Annotated in this window: 16 protein-coding genes and 2 tRNA genes; 5 read left to right on the top strand and 13 right to left on the bottom strand. The window is 56.7% G+C overall.

Annotated features, from left to right (window positions below; translation table 11 throughout):
• Positions 1-34: 34 nt before the first annotated feature.
• Positions 35-1,552 (top strand): cryptochrome/photolyase family protein, encoded by a 1,518-nt coding sequence (locus tag B142_RS0103030; protein WP_236588359.1) that lies wholly within the window; start codon positions 35-37, stop codon positions 1,550-1,552.
• A 96-nt stretch (positions 1,553-1,648) separates the two neighbouring features.
• On the opposite strand, the gene B142_RS0103025 is transcribed toward B142_RS0103030, so the two are convergent.
• Together B142_RS0103025 and B142_RS0103020 are read right to left on the bottom strand one after the other, a co-directional pair.
• Positions 1,649-3,022: an NAD-dependent succinate-semialdehyde dehydrogenase gene (locus B142_RS0103025; protein ID WP_018120072.1), complete on the bottom strand. Its 1,374-nt coding sequence runs from the start codon at positions 3,020-3,022 to the stop codon at positions 1,649-1,651.
• Positions 3,023-3,258: 236 nt separating this feature from the next.
• Positions 3,259-4,179 (bottom strand): DMT family transporter, encoded by a 921-nt coding sequence (locus B142_RS0103020; RefSeq protein WP_026167791.1) that lies wholly within the window; start codon positions 4,177-4,179, stop codon positions 3,259-3,261.
• A gap of 119 nt (positions 4,180-4,298) precedes the next feature.
• Between B142_RS0103020 and B142_RS14150 the strand changes: the two genes are divergently transcribed.
• Positions 4,299-4,430 carry a hypothetical protein gene (locus B142_RS14150; RefSeq protein ID WP_018120070.1) on the top strand — a complete coding sequence of 44 codons (132 nt, stop codon included), beginning with the start codon at positions 4,299-4,301 and terminating at the stop codon, positions 4,428-4,430.
• A 33-nt stretch (positions 4,431-4,463) separates the two neighbouring features.
• On the opposite strand, the gene B142_RS0103010 is transcribed toward B142_RS14150, so the two are convergent.
• The 5 genes from B142_RS0103010 to gltX form a co-directional block, all read right to left on the bottom strand.
• Positions 4,464-5,303, bottom strand: coding sequence for a GDSL-type esterase/lipase family protein (locus B142_RS0103010; protein ID WP_018120069.1), 840 nt, complete (start codon positions 5,301-5,303; stop codon positions 4,464-4,466).
• A 156-nt stretch (positions 5,304-5,459) separates the two neighbouring features.
• Positions 5,460-5,768: a hypothetical protein gene (locus tag B142_RS0103005; protein ID WP_018120068.1), complete on the bottom strand. Its 309-nt coding sequence runs from the start codon at positions 5,766-5,768 to the stop codon at positions 5,460-5,462.
• 70 nt (positions 5,769-5,838) lie between these two features.
• Positions 5,839-5,911, bottom strand: a tRNA-Glu gene (locus B142_RS0103000).
• A 33-nt stretch (positions 5,912-5,944) separates the two neighbouring features.
• Positions 5,945-6,016, bottom strand: a tRNA-Gln gene (locus B142_RS0102995).
• A gap of 153 nt (positions 6,017-6,169) precedes the next feature.
• Positions 6,170-7,675: a glutamate--tRNA ligase gene (gltX, locus tag B142_RS0102990; RefSeq protein WP_018120067.1), complete on the bottom strand. Its 1,506-nt coding sequence runs from the start codon at positions 7,673-7,675 to the stop codon at positions 6,170-6,172.
• A gap of 49 nt (positions 7,676-7,724) precedes the next feature.
• Between gltX and B142_RS0102985 the strand changes: the two genes are divergently transcribed.
• Positions 7,725-8,822, top strand: coding sequence for an isochorismate synthase (locus tag B142_RS0102985; protein WP_026167790.1), 1,098 nt, complete (start codon positions 7,725-7,727; stop codon positions 8,820-8,822).
• A gap of 4 nt (positions 8,823-8,826) precedes the next feature.
• Here the strand turns inward: B142_RS0102985 and B142_RS0102980 are convergent, their stop codons facing one another.
• From B142_RS0102980 to B142_RS0102955, 6 genes are read right to left on the bottom strand one after another with little or no spacing between them, the layout of a single operon-like run.
• On the bottom strand, positions 8,827-9,621 hold the full coding sequence (locus B142_RS0102980) for a fumarylacetoacetate hydrolase family protein (protein WP_026167789.1): 795 nt from the start codon (positions 9,619-9,621) through the stop codon (positions 8,827-8,829).
• Positions 9,622-9,640: 19 nt separating this feature from the next.
• The gene (locus tag B142_RS0102975; RefSeq protein WP_026167788.1) at positions 9,641-10,297 is read right to left on the bottom strand and encodes an exonuclease domain-containing protein; all 657 of its coding nucleotides are present in this window, start codon (positions 10,295-10,297) and stop codon (positions 9,641-9,643) included.
• A gap of 22 nt (positions 10,298-10,319) precedes the next feature.
• Complete coding sequence (locus tag B142_RS0102970; protein ID WP_018120063.1) at positions 10,320-12,185, bottom strand: DUF294 nucleotidyltransferase-like domain-containing protein; 1,866 nt, start codon at positions 12,183-12,185, stop codon at positions 10,320-10,322.
• A gap of 50 nt (positions 12,186-12,235) precedes the next feature.
• Positions 12,236-13,906 (bottom strand): cell wall-binding repeat-containing protein, encoded by a 1,671-nt coding sequence (locus B142_RS0102965; protein ID WP_236588360.1) that lies wholly within the window; start codon positions 13,904-13,906, stop codon positions 12,236-12,238.
• A gap of 10 nt (positions 13,907-13,916) precedes the next feature.
• Positions 13,917-14,936 (bottom strand): 3-isopropylmalate dehydrogenase, encoded by a 1,020-nt coding sequence (locus B142_RS0102960; RefSeq protein WP_018120061.1) that lies wholly within the window; start codon positions 14,934-14,936, stop codon positions 13,917-13,919.
• Positions 14,937-14,983: 47 nt separating this feature from the next.
• On the bottom strand, positions 14,984-15,901 hold the full coding sequence (locus tag B142_RS0102955) for a hypothetical protein (protein ID WP_018120060.1): 918 nt from the start codon (positions 15,899-15,901) through the stop codon (positions 14,984-14,986).
• A 108-nt stretch (positions 15,902-16,009) separates the two neighbouring features.
• Between B142_RS0102955 and B142_RS0102950 the strand changes: the two genes are divergently transcribed.
• Together B142_RS0102950 and B142_RS11690 are read left to right on the top strand one after the other, a co-directional pair.
• Positions 16,010-16,735 carry a 6-carboxyhexanoate--CoA ligase gene (locus B142_RS0102950; protein WP_026167786.1) on the top strand — a complete coding sequence of 242 codons (726 nt, stop codon included), beginning with the start codon at positions 16,010-16,012 and terminating at the stop codon, positions 16,733-16,735.
• Positions 16,732-17,949 (top strand): aminotransferase class I/II-fold pyridoxal phosphate-dependent enzyme, encoded by a 1,218-nt coding sequence (locus B142_RS11690; RefSeq protein ID WP_018120058.1) that lies wholly within the window; start codon positions 16,732-16,734, stop codon positions 17,947-17,949. Before B142_RS0102950 ends, B142_RS11690 begins: the two co-directional genes overlap by 4 nt.
• Positions 17,950-17,951 lie beyond the last annotated feature (2 nt).

Here is a 17,951-nt window from a genome sequence, read left to right as displayed (position 1 = left end):
CGTAAAAACGACTGATATACAGATGCCAAATACAATGAGCACCCTGCAACCAGCATTGATGTGGTTTCGTGACGATTTACGGCTGCGCGATAACTCCGCGCTCGACTGGATTGCACAGCAAGGCCCTGTGATTGCCGTTGTCATCGAGGAAGATCCAGAAACAACCCGTACCCGGGAGCTAGGCGCAGCGGCACGGTGGTGGTGGCAACGAAGCGTACACCAGCTTAAGAACAGCCTCGCTGCTCACGGGGTCCCGCTGCTATATCACTCAGGCGATCCGCGCGAGATCATTCCCGCAATTGTTAAGAAATTTGGGGTATCCGCGGTGGGGTGGTCGCGACGCTATCACGAGCCGTTGCGCGAACTGGATGCAGAAATTAAACAGATGCTGCATGAGCGCGGGGTAACGGCGCGAAGCTTTGCCGGGCATTTATTAACCGAGCCCTGGGAAGTACTGACGCAACAGGGAAAGCAGTACCAGGTCTACACTCCGTTTGCGAAAACCGCCCGCACTATTGCAGAAGATAATGTTGCCAGCTACCTCAACGATGCCAATGATCAAGACCCCTCGCCGACAAGCCATGATGAACTAGGCCCAATTGGGCTCGCAGGACCGGGCACAGATTTTCCTGCCTCATCCCCGCTGCCTGACTGGAACGAGCCCGACTGGACGCACACGCTTGCACAGCATTGGCTACCCGGCGAAAACGCAGGTTGGAAGGTCGCCGAAGAGTTTCTGGACCAATTAGCTGCGGCTGCGCGGAAACAAGCACCGCACTATGCTGCTGATCGTGACCGTTTAGATAAGCAGGCAACTTCCCGGCTTTCACCGTATTTACGCTTCGGCGAGATTAGCATCCACCGCCTGTGGGCCCTGGTCACCGAAGCGAGTGATACTGGGCGCATTGCTGGTGAGGATGCTTCCGCATTTCTCAGTGAATTATTGTGGCGCGATTTTGCGTGGCATCGGCTCTACCATTTGCCGGAGCTGCACCGGCGCAACGTGCGGCAACAGTTCGATCATTTCGATTGGCACTGGGATGAGACAGAAGCGCAACGCGTAGCTACCACGTACCGGGATCCGCGCTGTGCGGAAACAACAGAAGATCTTCCGGCCGATGATTTTCGAAGAGTGTTTTCGGCGTGGCGTGCGGGGCAAACCGGGATTGCGGTGGTTGATGCCGGGATGCGGGAATTATGGGAAACCGGCACTATGCACAACCGAGTGCGCATGGTAGTAGCGAGTTTTTTAACGAAGAACCTCGGCATCCATTGGCGCCACGGTGAGGCCTGGTTTTGGGACACCCTGGTAGATGCTGACCCAGCATCGAACCCGTTCAATTGGCAGTGGGCGGCCGGCTGTGGCGATGACGCCGCACCGTATTTCCGAATCTTCAACCCCGATAGTCAGGCAAAACGCTTCGATCCTCATTACCGTTATATCCGGCACTGGGTTCCGGAGTTTGGGACTCCGATGTATCCGCAGCCATTGGTGGATCTAAAAGAATCCCGTCGCCAAGCCTTAGCGGCTTACGACGAGGTAAAAAACTAACACCCGCGGGCCGAATACACGGACCGCGGGTGAAAGCCAACTGAGCTTACTAGTCAATAACTAGCTTATTACGCAGTCACTTTTGTCAATCGCTTCTTAGTCGTTGACGTAGAAGGACTGCTTGTTCACGAACTCATCAAGCGCCAGCACGGAAAGCTCACGACCGAAGCCGGAGTTCTTCACACCACCGAATGGCAGCACTGGCGTCATGGCCTGTGGTAGGTTGACGTGAATCATGCCGGACTCGATCTTGTCGGCAACCTTCTTGGCACGCTCCTTGTCTTCCGAGAAGACTGCGCCGCCCAAGCCGTAGTTCGAGTTGTTAGCCAGCTCGATGGCTTCTTCTTCCGAGCTCACGGAGTAGATCTCGGCAACTGGGCCGAAGAATTCGTCGTAGTAGGACTCGGAACCAACCGGTACGTCTGTCAGCACAGCTGGGCTGTAGTACGCAGCGGACTCGTGCAGTTCGCCGCCGGTGTGCAGCTTGGCGCCTTCTTTCACCGCACGCTGTACCTGGTCGTTGAGTTTCTCCGCAGCATCGCGGGAAGACAGTGGGTAGAACTCGCCCTCGTTCGGGTTGAGTGGATCGCCAGGCTTGTAGGATTCTGCGATACGCACCATCTCGTCAACGAACTCGTCGTAGATATCGTCCATGACGATGATGCGCTTGTTCGAGGTGCACGCCTGACCAGTGTTGTCAATGCGCTTTTCCCAAGCGACCTTTGCTGCGTCCTTGACATCATTCGTGTCCAGTACGATGTATGGGTCAGTACCGCCCAACTCAAGCACGCACTTCTTCAGTGCTTTACCTGCCTGTGAAGCAACCGCGGCACCTGCACGCTCGGAACCGGTCAGGGAAACGCCCTGAATGCGCTTATCGGCAATGATCGTGGAGATTTGGTCGTGATTAGCATAAACGTTGTTGAAAACGCCTTCTGGCAGGCCAGCCTCGAGGAAGATCTTCTCGAAAGCTGCCGACGACTTCGGGCAGATCTCGGCGTGCTTCAAAATAATGCCGTTGCCGTTCATCAAGTTCGGGCCAGCAAAGCGGGCAACCTGGTAATAAGGGTAGTTCCACGGCATGATGCCCAGCAGCACACCGAGTGGCAGACGACGCATCACTGCCTTACCGCCAGGTACCTCGATTGGCATGTCAGCCGAGTATTCCTCGGCACGATCCGCGTAAAACGCCAGAATGTTAGCGGAGAACTCAACCTCGCCTTCCAGCTCTGGGATCTGCTTACCCATTTCTTCTGCAGCGATCTTTGCTAGCTCGGTTTTACGCTCACGCAGCAAATCCGCAGCCTTGTTCACAATCTTGGCGCGCTCTGCGAAAGTGGTGTTGCGCCAAGTCTGGAATGCCTCATGAGCCTTGCTCAAAACATCCTGGATTTCCTGGTCTGTCGCCGTATCAAATGATTCGACGACCTCATTCGTGGCCGGGTTTTGTACGCGATATGGGATGGACATTTGTTACTACTTCCTCCGATTACTCGGGTACGTATAAACGAATCATCTGTCACGAACCGATCTGTATGGATCGATTGTGTTAGCCGAGGATACACAAAAACCGCATCACCGTCAGAGCATGAAAATTCCGTACACACTAATCGTTACGACGCAGCACCAACTTACCGGTACTGCCCCGTATACACACGTTCCTTCTTCGTAAGGCGTATTAGAAAAATACGGACATTGCTGCTGGCTTAGTTCATGCGCACTACAACGACGCCGAGGAAAATCCCGACCAATCCACAAACTCGCCGTACCGTCAGGCGACGTTTCGGCGCCCCAATCCAACCGCGCGTTTCCAGAAGCTGACCTGCCGTAATGGTTCCGGATAACGCCGCGATGACCATCAACCCGGTACCCAGAATCGGGGCAAACAGCGCTCCCCCGACAACGAAAAACGCGCCCAGAACACCGCCGAGCCATTTCCACCACGGACCTGCCGGAATGGGACGGAATACTCGCGAGCGCCCAGGCAGAACGAGACTCAGGATAAACAGCACCGCAACACCGACTGCGAGCGAAAGCAGACCTGCGTGAATTGGCGATCCAATGATTGCCCCTAAACGCCCATTCACAGCAGTTTGGGTAGCTGAGCCCATGCCAATCGCGACACCAAACCCGCGCCACACCCAGGCGGCTAGCCCCTGAGCATGTCCCTCCCAAAGGCGGCCTCGACCGATATCAAGCACCACCGCGGTGGCGCCCAAGACAATAAGTGCACCGAACAGGCGCAACGGCGAAATCGAAAGCACATCATATCCAAAGAGCCCAAAGTGATCGATAAGCAGGCCCATCAACATCTGACCAACAATGGGCATGATGACGGTATGCACGCTCCCGATCTGTGGGAACAACAAGATATTGCCGACGATAAATAGCACCCCGAGCGGGCCGCCGAGAAATAACCACAGCGGAGCATCGGCAAGCGAAGAAAATTCCGGTAAAGGCTGCCCCGTCAAAACCCATGCGACCGGCAACAGCGAGACAGTACCCACGAGAAACGAATACAGTGCCGTGACGACAGGGTCGCGCACGTCGGCACGCAAACGCGTATTGACAGCCGTTTGCACAGGCACAATTGCGCCCACACCAATGGCTCCAGGAAGTGACAGCATCGTGTTCATTCTTTCTGGTTCGGAAGAGATCTGCCCACGATCGTTCACTATTTTGTTGCCAGCAGCCGCCGCCCGAAAGCACTTCCCCAAGATTCTGCTGAACAGTGTGCAGCCGATAAATGCACATTCGCAGGCAGACCGGTTACGTCGGCAAGTTCCGCAACGCTCTCGGCACACGTGATATCAACGGCGCCGAGGTGCGCCTTGCACTCGAGTTATCGCACTGGCTTAATAACGCAGAAGCGAACTAAAGCCCGAGCAGCGCACGCAAAATTGATGTCGTTTTACCAGGTACCAGCGATGATATCGGCGATATGGCGGTTACCTTCGTGCGTGTAGTGGAAGGTCATGTTGTACGGATCAGACTGGTTGTCCAAGAATCCAGATACCCAGCGCTGTTGCTTCGGAGCACACTGGCCATGGCCATGAGTCGCACGGTTGAGGTCGAAGTATTCGACGTTCTTGTCCGCAGCAACGGTCTTCTGCCAGTCTGTCACCGCACGTAAGGAATTACCCAACGGCGCAAACGGGAAGCTCAGGTCTACCTGGTTGAAGTGGACTGGGCAGACAAAGTCATTCATACCTATCATTTCTGGGTAGCCCAGAATCTGAATTCGCGCGTTCGGTGCAGCGTGGCGGATACGATCGATCTGGTGACCGACGTAGTCACGGTACGACTGCTTTTGGTGAGCATAAATTCCAAAGCCTTTGAAATTGTCGTTCAGGCCAATCTGCATGTGCACGTTGGTGGTGCCGGGATTTAGTTGCTGGGACTGCAACGCTTGATCAACTTGCATCGCCAGCGGGCTGTGATTATTCAAGGTTCCGTAGGTTGCCGCACCCGAACACGAAAAATCAGACACATGAGCGCCGTGTCGACGCTCCAGCTCCACGCCGACGCGGTCGATACCCTTCGGGCAGCTGCTGTGTTCTGCAAGCGTGACACCCGTGGTAAACCCGGGGTTCACGAAGTCCACAAAACCGTGCGGTGGGTTGGCCAACAAAGAGTCACCGAACAGCACCACGTTACGCTGCTGTGCTTCCGCCGCAGGCGTATGCGCTACGATACCGGTTGCTCCCACTACTGCCGCAGCCGCGGCTGCGAGTACTTTACGGAACTTCATAGAACCCCTTTAACGATTTTTCTGCATTACTGTATGACTCTTCAGCACATGGCTACGCTAGCAGCCACCAGAATCACTCTAGCCACATATATGCATCGTTAATTTAGCAGCAAACGTTTCATTCTGCGCCGTTTTTGCAGGACCAATCCACTACTTCTAGTTTTTGGGCTTGCGCTTCTTCTCCTTCGGCTTCCGCCCGAACAGAAAGAATGCAAGCGGACCCACGACGTCCGCTAACCAGGTGACTACAAACCAGACTTTCCGATTACCCCGCAACCGTTTTTCTGGCGTGTGGTACACATGGTGCCACGTAAACGCCTTTTCGAAAACAACATAACCCACCAGGCCGAGCACCAAGCGCTTAGCCTGGGGGCTCAGACTATTCCAATCCTTGGCCTCTCCGAGCTCGTCACTGAGCTCCAAATACCTCGCCCAAAACTTCTGCAGTTTTTCTTTATTACCCATAGGTTCCAAGCTTAGATGGCATAGAGCAAACGCGCAGGAGATCCGTAAGAATCATCCTGCGCGCTATTTGTACCCCGTACGGGATTCGAACCCGTGTTACCGGCGTGAGAGGCCGGCGTCCTAGGCCTCTAGACGAACGGGGCTAGAACTAGTGAAACCATTCAGCAGTCTCACTGCTGGCCTACCAGGACTCGAACCTAGAACGACGGTACCAGAAACCGCTGTGTTGCCAATTACACCATAGGCCATTGCCGCAAAACTTACGGAGGAAAATGATCAATACTGATCGTATTTTGTTTTCTTCCGTGTCGCTCTGTGCAACGGTTATATACTATAACCACCACTCTGATATTCCACCAAATCAGCAGCGCAACTACAGTTTTTACGACTTTTTCGGCGGCTTAACCACGCCCTGCGTCCTGCTCCCACGGGGTGTGGGCGCGTGCAGCGCGTAGCCGCGTCAACGTCGATTCGCGCCCCAGCAGCTCCATGGATTCGAACAGCGGAGGCGATACCGCAGCACCGGAGATTCCCACACGCAGTGCGCCGTAAGCCTTACGTGGTTTCAGTCCAAGGTCTTCGATGAGCGCCTTGGACAACACCGCTTCCAGCTTCTCAGTTTTCCACTCTTCAGCTTCCACGGCCTCAAGCGCAGCAATGGCCTCATCCAACGGCTGGATGGCTTCCTCTTTCAGGTTCTTACGCGCCGATTTCTCATCCAGCTGCAGATCAGCATCGGCGGTAACCAAGAACTTCAGTAGGTCGTAGGCATCAGAAAGCACCTTGATGCGGGTTTGCACCAAATCAGCAGCGATAGCGAATTTGTCTTCTGGGTAATCTGCCGGGAAATCCGTAAATTCGCTCAGGAAAGCCCGCAAACGCCGGGTGAATTCCGCAGTATCTAGGCGGCGGATCTGATCGGCGTTGATGGCTTCGAGCTTCTTCTGGTCGAAGCGTGCCGGATTTCCCAGCACATCCTGAACGTCGAAAGCCGCGATCAACTCATCAACGCTGAAGATATCCTGCTCACTGGACAAAGACCATCCCAGCAAAGCCAGATAGTTCAACATGCCTTCTGGGATGATGCCGTTGCTGCGGTGGTTGAACAGGTCCGACTGTGGATCACGCTTCGACAGCTTCTTGTTACCCTCACCCATCACGAACGGCAGGTGGCCGAATTCCGGGGTAGCTTCGGCCACGCCAATGCGCTGCAGCGCGCCGTACAGCGCCAACTGCCGCGGTGTAGACGAAAGCAGATCTTCACCACGCAGCACGTGGGTAATACCCATCAGCGCATCGTCGACAGGATTAACCAAGGTATAGAGGGGCTCGCCATTGGAACGGGCGACGACGAAATCCGGCTGCGTCGCAGCTTTGAATTCCACCTCGCCGCGCACCAGGTCGGTCCAGGCCCAATCCTGATCCGGCATGCGCAAACGCCACACTGGCTTACGGCCTTCCGCCTCAAACTGGGCAATCTGATCCTCAGTCAAGTCGCGGTCAAAGTTGTCGTATCCCAGCTTCGGGTCACGCCCAGCGGCGCGGTGGCGCTCTTCTACCTCATCGGCAGTCGAATAAGCCGGATACACCTCGCCGGCAGCAATCAGCTTGTTCAACACCTCTGCATAGATGTCCTTGCGCTGTGACTGCCGGTATGGTTCATGCGGGCCGCCGACGTTGATACCTTCATCCCAGGCCAGGCCTAACCAATCCAGGCCGTCGATAATGGCCTGGTAGGATTCTTCCGAATCGCGCTTGGCGTCGGTATCTTCAATGCGGAAAATCAGTTTGCCACCGGTGTGCCGGGCGTAGGCCCAGTTGAACAGGGCCGTGCGCACCAGTCCGACGTGCGGAGTTCCGGTGGGCGAAGGGCAAAATCGTACGCGTACATCACTCATAGCAGCCATGGTAGCCCAGTTATCGCACCGCATTGTAGGGGCGGTATTATCGACAGTTATGCAATCGTCCCGCCCTGCCACCGCACCGGATTTTTTGCTCTCTCGAGCACACGGATCTGTGCGTACCCAAGGTTGTGTGGACACCTACACCGACATTGATCGGGCCATCAAGGCGCTTGCCGACGGCGAGCACGAGATGATCGTCGGCGCCTTGCCCTTTAATCCCAATGACCGTGCTGCACTCACGGTGCCGGAATCCATCATTCGGGAAGACGGCCCACTGGAACCACCCGCCTATTATCGCCAGGGTGAGTTGCGCGCGCGGATCAGCTCGGTGGATCCGGAACCACAGGAGCACCTGCGCCGGGTGGAAGCCGCCATCGACACGATCATCTCGTCGCGTTTAGAAAAAGTCGTGCTCGCCCGGGCAGTCGATTTCGAATTTCTTGCCGACGTCGACCCCCGGTTAGTTGCTGCCCGATTGATTGATAATTCTGCGCACCGCGACGGTTTCATCGCTGACCTCTCTCCTGCTGGACGCGAAGGCCACATGCTGGTGGGGTCATCACCAGAGGTGTTGGTGAAACGCCAGGGCTCTACTGTCAGCGCCATCCCCATGGCCGGATCTGCTGCACGTTCGGCAGACCCTGTGGCAGACGAAAATGCGCGATTTCAGCTGCAAAATTCTGCAAAAGACCTGCACGAACACGCCTTTGTGGTGGATCACCTGCGTGCGGCGCTATCCCCACTGTGCGAACAGCTGAGCATTCCGACGAAGCCACAGTTGATCAAAACCACTGAGATGTGGCACCTGGCAACCCCGATTAGCGGGCAGCTGAAACAGCCGCAGTTAAGCGCGCTGGAGCTTGCCGCGCGTATCCACCCCACCCCCGCAATTTGCGGCACCCCAACCGCAGCGGCCGATCATTTGATCCACACCGCGGAATCTGCCCGCGGGTTTTATGCCGGTGCGGTTGGCTGGTGCGATAACACCGGCGACGGTGAGTATTTGGTGGCCATCCGCTGCGCGGAAATCTGGGGCCGCCAGGGACGTACCTGGGCCGGTGGCGGCATCGTGGCCGATTCCGACCCCGAGCAAGAATTGGCAGAAACCACAGCGAAGTTGCAAACCATTCTGCGTTCGCTGGGGTTATAAAAAATTAGGCACGCTCTACTGGGTTACCCAACTTGCCCAAACCTGGGATTTCAATTTCGATGAAATCACCCGGCACCATTTCCTCCGTGCCAGCTGGAGAACCAGTACACACAACGTCGCCAGGAAGCAGCGTCATCGACGCGGTAATCTTTTCCAAAATCTGGCCAACAGTATTGATCATCTGTCCGGTAGAAGAATCCTGCTTGATATTAGTCTCGCCGTCGTGGGTGAGATAAGCCTTGATCGGATGATCCGATAGATCGAATTTATCGACATCTGTCTCAATCCATGGGCCCAGCGGAGCGAAGGTATCAATACCCTTCGCACGCGCCCATTGACCATCGGAAAACTGCAGGTCACGCGAGGAAACATCGTTGATGATGGTAAAGCCCAACGTGACGTCTTTCCACTGCTCGGCCTTCAGGTTTTTGCACGGGCGAGAGATCACCAACGCTAGCTCGCCTTCGAATTCCACGCGGGTGGCAAAATCCGGAATCTTAATCGGGGCACCCGGGCCGGTAATCGCTGTTGGAGGCTTCAAAAACAGTGTCGGAGGCAGCGATTCTGCAGATTCTTTGAACACCTCCGCAACATGGTCTGCATAATTGCGTCCGAGCGCCACAATTTTCGATGGCAGCATCGGAGCCAAGAGTTTTACGTCATCCAACTTCCATTCCTTGCCAGTAAATTCCGGCTCAGTGAATGGGGTGGAAGAAATTTCGCGGGCAACCAGCTCATCATCACCTTCGATGACGACAAAAGCCATACCCTCTGGGTGAGCAATTCGTCCAAAACGCATGCTTTCTACTGTACAAGGCCTATTCCTTAATATCTTTTAAGGTGCGCACACTGCTCACCGAGGTAATCGCGAGATACGCCTCTGCGCAGGCCAGCGCGTCGTTTAAAGCATTGTGGCTGGTGTAATACGGTAAGTGATAACGCTCACGAACCCGTGGTAAACGCAGATCCTCCCCGCGCGGGTAGGTTGCCATGCACTCCATGTGGCGCCGCTCGAGGCTAAACGTGTCGACGACCGCGAGATCCGGGACCGCGCCGTCGTAAAGTTGCCGACAATGTTTGTGCACAAAGCCCGTCTCTAACGCGGCAAAATGTGCCAACAGCACACGGCCCTGTAGTGCCTGCAACAGCTGCTCGATCGCTTCTTCCGCCGAGACACCCGTGGCGACCTCATCGTCGGTAAGCCCGTGGATAGTGGCAGACTCGCCGACCTCTGCCCCAGCGACCACCACATAACCCGCACCAGATAGATCAATGCTGCGGCCGTTGAGTGGCACCCAGCCGATCGAGAGCATCGCATCGCGGGCAGGCTTAATCCCGGTGGTTTCCATATCTACCGCGAGTATCGGCAGCTCATCCAACGCGGTATCATCCGCAGGCGCAGCAATATCGAAGGTTTTTTGGCCCCACAGGCCCCCGGAGATGGCAGAAATAGCAGAACGAAAACTCACAAGCACCACCTATTGTTTCGCTTATTGTTTAAGAAATACTGCGCACGGGGTATTTATTCCCCAGCGCGGATTGCATACGCTTGATCACCCGGAAAGAATCTCGGAGATGCTCGCGATCCATTTTCGAGAGCCGCTTCGGATCCACGTGATAATCCGGCTGCTCACCATGACGAAGTTGCCGCGCCTGATGGCGCAAGGTCAGCGTGCGTAGGAAATAGAAAGCGTCGGCAAGATCGCGCGCCCCCTCTCTGGACACACCGGAACCAGCCGCGTGTTCTAGCCGCGTTGCAGTATCGACGGCATCAACCCCGGATGCGATGGCATAGAGCCGGGCCATCTGCACGATGCTGTACGTGCCGCCGGTTTTAATATTCAGCGTGCGCGCATACTCCCCGGAACGTTCCACCACCAAGCCTTTGAAAAACGTCAGCGGGGGCTCACGACGCGCAGCTAGGCTTGCCAGATGCGCATGCAAACGTGTGGACTCGCCACCCATGCGCACCGCTGTGCGGTGGACGGCGTCGGCAAGCGCACTATCGCCATAGATCGGGCGGAAATCGAAAAAGGTCTGCGCATGCAGCAAAGCATCGGCATCGGGTGCAGTAATCCAGGTGTGGAAGGTATCTTCCCAACCGCGGGCTGTCTGGCGCCACTGCGGATTCGTCGCCATCATATCGCCCGGGCACCACTCCTGTCCGGCCTCGGCGAGACCCTCGCACACCCAGCGCGCCAACGTCGCAAAGTATTCACCATGTACGTCTGGGTCATAGTCATTAGACAACACCATCGCGTTGTCTTGATCCGAGGACAGCCCCATCTCGCGACGGCCTTGCGATCCCAAAACCACAAAGGCAAACGGAACCGGCGCCGGGCCCAATTCCTTTTCTGCCAGCTCCAACAGCCTGCGGGCGATGGCATCTGCGGCGATGGTCATCATCTGCGCGGCTTCCGCAAAATCGCCACTGCGATCCAAGAAGCGCGCGATGACTGCGCACGCATCCCGATAAGCATCACGTAACTCCGCGCGGGAGCTACGTCGGGAAAAATCGGCGGTCAAGTAAATCGGGTTCACGCGGAGCAAGCGCGCAATATCCGCACCCGCGACTACACCAACCACCTTGTCTGCTTCCAGTACCGGCAAATGGTGAATATTCAACTCCGCCATGATCAGCATCGCCTCAAAAGCGAGAGTCTCCGGAGTAACGGTGCGCAGGTCCCGCGTCATCACGTCACTGACCGGCAACGACGTGTCCAGCGATTGCGCAACCACACGGCCGGTCATATCGCGGTCAGTAACAATTCCGCACAGCGCACCGTTATCCGTAATCAACAACGACGAGACTACTTGCTCACGCATTTGCCTCGCTGCCGCGGCAATGCTGGTATCCGGCGTGGTGGCCTGTGGGTTCACGATCATGACATCGCGCAAAGGGGTGCGCAACACACCCGTGGCAGCGTCGTCGGCAAGCTCCTGGGCCGCACTGCGGATCTGCCGGGTTTGCAAAGAGTAAAAACGCTCAATATCGGGGTGCTCAGCAATCGCGTGTTGGAAATCTGCGCGCGATAGCTCCAACACCAGGCTGTCTTCTACCGCCACGGTGGTATAGCGTGATTCAGCAACACCCGGATTAGCCACCAGTGTTGAATAGCCAAAGCTCAAGCCCGGCTCACGGCGGTCCAACAGCCCGCCGTCGGAATCCAACACATCCACGGCTCCAGAACGAATGACATGCAAGGTGTCATTGCGTTGGCCCGAGGTAATGATCGTGGTGCCACGCCGGATATAGCGCATGGTCATAGACGCAGAAATAGCCGCCAGATCAGCTGGCGGCAAATGCGAAAATGGCTCATGCCCAGCCAAAAAGCCGGTGACTTCCTCTACTTCAACGCTCATGCTCCCAGACTACTGGAGTGAAGCGTCAAAGTAGCGTGTTTCACACAGACTTACTGGTAAGACACAAACCACGGACGAGGGTTGATCTCGTAGGTCTGCTCAGGGGTGAAAGTCGGGGTATCTTCATCAATGAAATTCTTCCAGGCCATGTACCAACCGTCGGAAAGATCATTGCGGACCATGTCCCAGGTAGCGAACTTCTCTTCCGGAGGGCCGTGGCCATCTGCATGCAGCACGAAGCCCAGCTCTGGGTGGTTGGTGTTTACCGCTTCACGGTTGCGGATCATTTGGTGCTGGAACTGGTGCACCATCAGGCCTTTCTGCGGCAAGTTGTTCTCGCGCACCAACTCTGCCAACCAATCAGCAACCTCATTGATCTCTGCCGCATCAACGTGCCCCACCTGCTGCAGTGGCTCTTCATTAGGCCCCAGCTTCCATTCCGGATCCAATGCGAGGCCGACATAAGGCTGTTTCAACAGCTCTTCGTAATGCTTCGCCTGCTCCAACAAGCTTTCGCGGCCCGGCTGCAAGTCCAAGAACGCATAACCGCCATCCGCAACCGCAGCATCAATATAAGGCTGCAGCTCCGCCTCATCGGTGTAGTTGGTGTACAAGCCGTGTGGGCCTGGCTGGGCAGCTGCGATCGTGGCGATGATCTCGAAGGCAGGGATCACAGGCTGGTCATCCAAGTGCTGATATTGGTCGGCCAGATCGTGCGCATGCCGGATGGCTTCTTCTGGCGGCATCTCCCCCATCACGCCCAAAGCCGGGCCAGCCGGGTGGCCGTACAGAGCAATCATGCGACGGCCCGGGAACACCAGCCCGCCGCCGCCAGGAAGCTCACCGTTTTCGGCCAAATCCACCGTGCGGTCAACATAATCCTGGTCTCCGAATGCCGCGCCCAAGGTGATGATGTCGCCGTTGAGTGCGGCTTCCATGGATTCCGGGGTTGCGCGGATATCCGGCGCATCCAAGACTGTCACTTCGTTGCCCGCGGCCACAACCGATGCCACAGAAGCCAGTGCGGTCTGTTCGCTGACATAAATCGGCGTGGCCTCTTTGGCGGAATTTTTCGGAAGCTTTCCGTTGCTTTCCAAGTGCTCCAGCAGCCCAGCGATCTTTGGGCCGTCGTAGGCCCATGGCATCGGTGCGGTATGCTCCCCGGGCTGCGCAGGGGCATGTGCCTCTACACTATCCGACCACTCTGACCACTCGTGGCCGGTGGGAGCGACCGGGTTACCGACGGTGATGATGTTGTCGATATCATGCGACTCAAAAAACTCCACCACGTCCATCTCAAACTCAGCGATGGTGGCAATCATCGGCGCAGATTCTTCTACTGCAACCGTGGCCGCGGTGCGCTGTGCACCTTCTTCCTCTGCGGCGACGACAATCGTGGAAAAATCATCGTAGAAATCATCAATGGTGACATCACCAGTGCGGTTGCCATCCGATAATGCGGTGGCTACTGGTGGTCCAGATCCTTTGTCACCACCTGTGCCGTCACCCGCCACGTCCTGCTCATGCGCAGAACTGAGCGGCGAGGAATCCTCCTCAGCGTCCGCACACGCTACCAACGCGCACGCCATCACAGCCGCAGTACTCAGCCCGGCTGCCTTCTTTGCACGAGAAGGCGTCGAGCGTGGCGTCGTCGTCGGAGCGGCGGCGCCGAGTACCGAACGTGACAGATGTGCTTTCGAAAGCGTTGAGCGAGGATTCATGCTTACTATCCTATGCATTCACCGCTGCGGCGATGCGGTCACCCACCTCGGTGGTCGAAATAGCCTGGTTACCACGAGAACTAATATCCGCGGCCACAGCTTGTTCCACCTTGCTGGCGTTATCTTCGTCACCGAGATGTCGCAGCAGCAACGCCACCGACAAAATCGCCGCCGTCGGATCAGCTACACCCTGGCCTGCAATATCAGGTGCAGAACCATGCACCGGCTCAAACATCGACGGGTTGGTACCCGAGGCATCAATATTGCCAGAGGCTGCCAGCCCAATACCTCCGGTGACTGCGCCAGCCAGGTCGGTCAAGATATCGCCAAACAGGTTATCAGTGACGATGACGTCGTAACGCGCAGGATCAGTCACCATGTAGATGGTGGCAGCATCAATGTGGTGATAATCGACGGTGACATCCGGGAATTCCTGGCTGACTTCTTGTACCGTGCGCATCCACAAACCACCAGCATTGACCAGCACATTCGTCTTGTGCACCAGGGTAAGATGTTTACGGCGATTATTGGCGCGTTCGAAAGCATCGCGGACAACGCGCTCGACGCCATACCGGGTGTTTTGCGAAACCTCGCTGGCCACCTCGTGCGGAGTTCCCTCACGCAGCACCCCACCATTTCCGCAATATAGCCCCTCAGTACCTTCGCGAACCACCACGAAATCGATCTCGCCCGGATTAGCCAGCGGAGTCGTCGATGTCGGGTACAGCTTCGACGGGCGCAGGTTCACGTGATGATCCAAAGCAAACCGTAGCTTCAGCAGCAATGCGCGTTCCAATACTCCGGAGGCCACCTTGCGGGGATCTCCGATCGCGCCGAGCAAAATCGCGTCGTGCTCGCGCAAGGCAGCAAGATCCTCATCGGTCAGCGTATCGCCGGTTTCCAGGTAGCGGTCTGCGCCCAGGTGAAAATGGGTGACATCGACGTCGTCACGCACGGCTTGCAGCACCTTTAAGGCTTCTGCGGTCACTTCCGGGCCGATGCCGTCGCCAGCAATAACAGCGAGTCTCATACAGTGGTATCCTTTCTCAAAAATGCGGTTTTCTCTTAGCGTACCCGCTAGATAATTAGCTTTTGCCACTGCCCGACATCCGGGAACTTCCGTTCACCATCCAACCAGCGACGAAAGACATCGGTAGCCGTCGGTAAGTCCAATCCCCCGATGCCAAAATGCAGCTCCGCGGCGCCGTTGCGCACTTCAATCCAGAAGCCTTCTTCAGCCATGATATTGCCCTGCGTGCCCACCGAACCCGAGGTAGCAGAATAAAAACTCTGGATATAATGCTGGGTATCCCACTGCGAGTGCGACTTGCCACTTGCTGCAGCTTCCTGCGTGGACTCATCGGCGGGTTGCTGATTTCCGGCGTGCGCGGTGTGCGCAGGCTTGCGATCGATGATTTTCACATAATCCGTGCGTGAATACGCGGTATCAGTCTGCTGCCGCTGAATCGCCGCCAGTACATCTTTCATCCCTGAAGGAGAAGACCACCCCAACGTGTACTGCGCCGTGGTCATGGGGTAACGAACCAGGTCATCGCCATAGGCCAAAATCGTATCGCGGTCTATATCCACCAGTCCCAGTCCCTTCGGGATCACCGCTTGAAAGATGCTGGTCATCGCGGTCGGTTCCTGCTCCGGGGCAAGCGCTACCAATGCGAGACCCGGTTGCAGGGCGGTCACTGTGGGTGCTGGTGTAATATCACCGAGCTTGCCGACGACCACCTGCAGGGAATCATTGAGCTGGCCGAGCCCTGCATCTGCAGCAGAGATAGCCGCTGGTGGGATGTCGACAGCGCGCACCTCCTCCGGACGCAGGACGGTGGGATCAAAAATCGCGAGCACTCGCGCGTTCACACTTGCACTACTACCAACACCATTGCGCACGTCTTTATCGCGCACGTCTCCAGCACCCACGTCGTCACGCGTGCCCTTGTTAGGTTCGCCGGTTGTTTGATCCTCGTTACGTGCTTCAACCATAGCCCCAGCCTAATAGCAGGCACCACTACACACCCTTGAACACTGTTTAATGCAGTTCACGGCCCTAAAACGCGGGCAACACGCGTCGTGATGGTTTAAAATACACCCATGCCGGAGACCATGTATTCCATCAAAATGCGAGCCAGCCGCGCCGGGGCCCATATTTCCGGGGCAGAACGCATCGTGCCTGCCCGCTTCGTCGGCCAGGTCAGCGAGAACTTGCACGCCCGCGCACTGGGTCACCCGAAAGGGATCCCAGATTCCATCGTGGTCACCACCACGGCACTTGCGGCAGACGACATTATCTATCTGCCAGAACTCACCGTAACCGAATTACTGTGTGCCACCCCCAGCCAGGCCAGCGAGCTAGTGACGGATTTGCTCGCAGAGATCACCCCGCATAGCGATACCATCTGGAATTATTTGGAAACCGTGACCGGAATGCGCGGGGCCATGCTGGTCGATGCCGAAACCGGGCACCGTGTGGAACCGGATATGCACCGCGGGGTGCGCGCCAGCACGATGGATCACCGCAGTTCGTTAGACCTCGACGCCAGAGCCCAACCTGGCAATAAAAATTATGTCCACGAGGCGCGCGTGCTCGCCGCAAAGGTTGCCTCGTGCCCGCACGTGGTGGCAGAAATCTGTATTTCGGACGACCCGGACTACACCACCGGCTATGCCTGCGTGCAAGGTCGGTATCACCGCATCCCGCATATGAAAGCCGCAGGCACCAACCAAGGAACCCGCGTGATCGTTATTGACCGCTCCGACGAGCACGCACTCACCGAAATTTCAGAGTACTTGGAAAACCAAGCGGTGATCGTCGGATGAAGCTCAACGACCTCGCCACCCAGCGGCTAGAAAGCTGGAAGCAGCAAGGGTTGTTACGCACCCCCGTGGAATTTGCTGGTCCGCAGGACCGACGAGCGCGACTACACGGGCACTCCGACAAACGTATCTTGTTGTCGTCGTCGAATTACCTTGGCCTAGCCACCCACCCAGAAGTCATTGCTGCAGCCCGATCTGCGCTAGAAACCTTCGGTGCCGGCTCGGGTGGTTCCCGCTTGACGACGGGTTCTACCACCTGGCACCGCCGAGTAGAAGAAGATCTCGCTGCGTTTGTGGACTTTGACGACGCCGTGCTGTTTGCCACCGGCTATCAAGCCAATATCTCCGTATTACAGACACTAGCCACACCGGATCTACAGATCTTTTCTGATTCTTTAAATCACGCCAGTCTGATCGACGGTATCCGCCTAGCCGGGGCCTCCGGCGCGCAGAAAAGCATCTACCCGCACCTGGACTACGCCGCACTTGAACAACAACTAACGAAATCCACTAGTCCACACAAACTAGTGGTCAGCGACGGAGTATTTTCCATGGACGGTGACATCGCGGATCTCGCTGTGCTGCGTGAGATCTGCGATCGCCACGGTGCATGGCTCATGATCGATGATGCGCACGGCATCGGTACCGTCGGCAAGCATGGAATCGGTGCCATCGAGGTACACGCCACGCGCCCCGATATCCTGATTGTCACCGCGAGCAAGGCGCTCGGCGCAGAAGGCGGCTTCGCCGCGTGTTCAGCACCGGTGGCACACATGCTACGCAATCAGGCGCGCGGCTATGTGTATTCCACCGCGTGTAGCGCACCCAATTGTGCTGCCATCTCCGCAGCGTTACGCATCATTCAGCAGCCACTGACAGACCACCACCCGGTGGTGCGCCTGCAACAACGAGTCGCTGCACTGCGCACGATCGCCGGCACCCGGAGTAACGGTAGTGACAGTGTCTCCGCGGACTCCCCGATTATTCCACTGCCCGTCGGCGCGGAATCTGCCGCGATGGAGTTGGCAGCAGCCCTAGCCCAGCGCGGCTTTCATGTCCCTGCTATTCGCTATCCCACCGTGGCACGCGGGCAAGCCATCTTGCGTGCTACCGCGATGGCCACGCTCGAACTCGACGATATTGCCGAGTTCGGTACAACGCTCAAAAACCTTGGATGGCGCCGCAGAGATGCCGCAAAGACTAAGCCTAAAAACTAACT

This window comes from Corynebacterium propinquum DSM 44285 (assembly GCF_000375525.1).
Classification (GTDB): domain Bacteria; phylum Actinomycetota; class Actinomycetes; order Mycobacteriales; family Mycobacteriaceae; genus Corynebacterium; species Corynebacterium propinquum.
The sequence above is the reverse complement of the archived record's forward strand: the minus strand, read 5'-3'. Positions and strand labels throughout refer to the sequence as shown.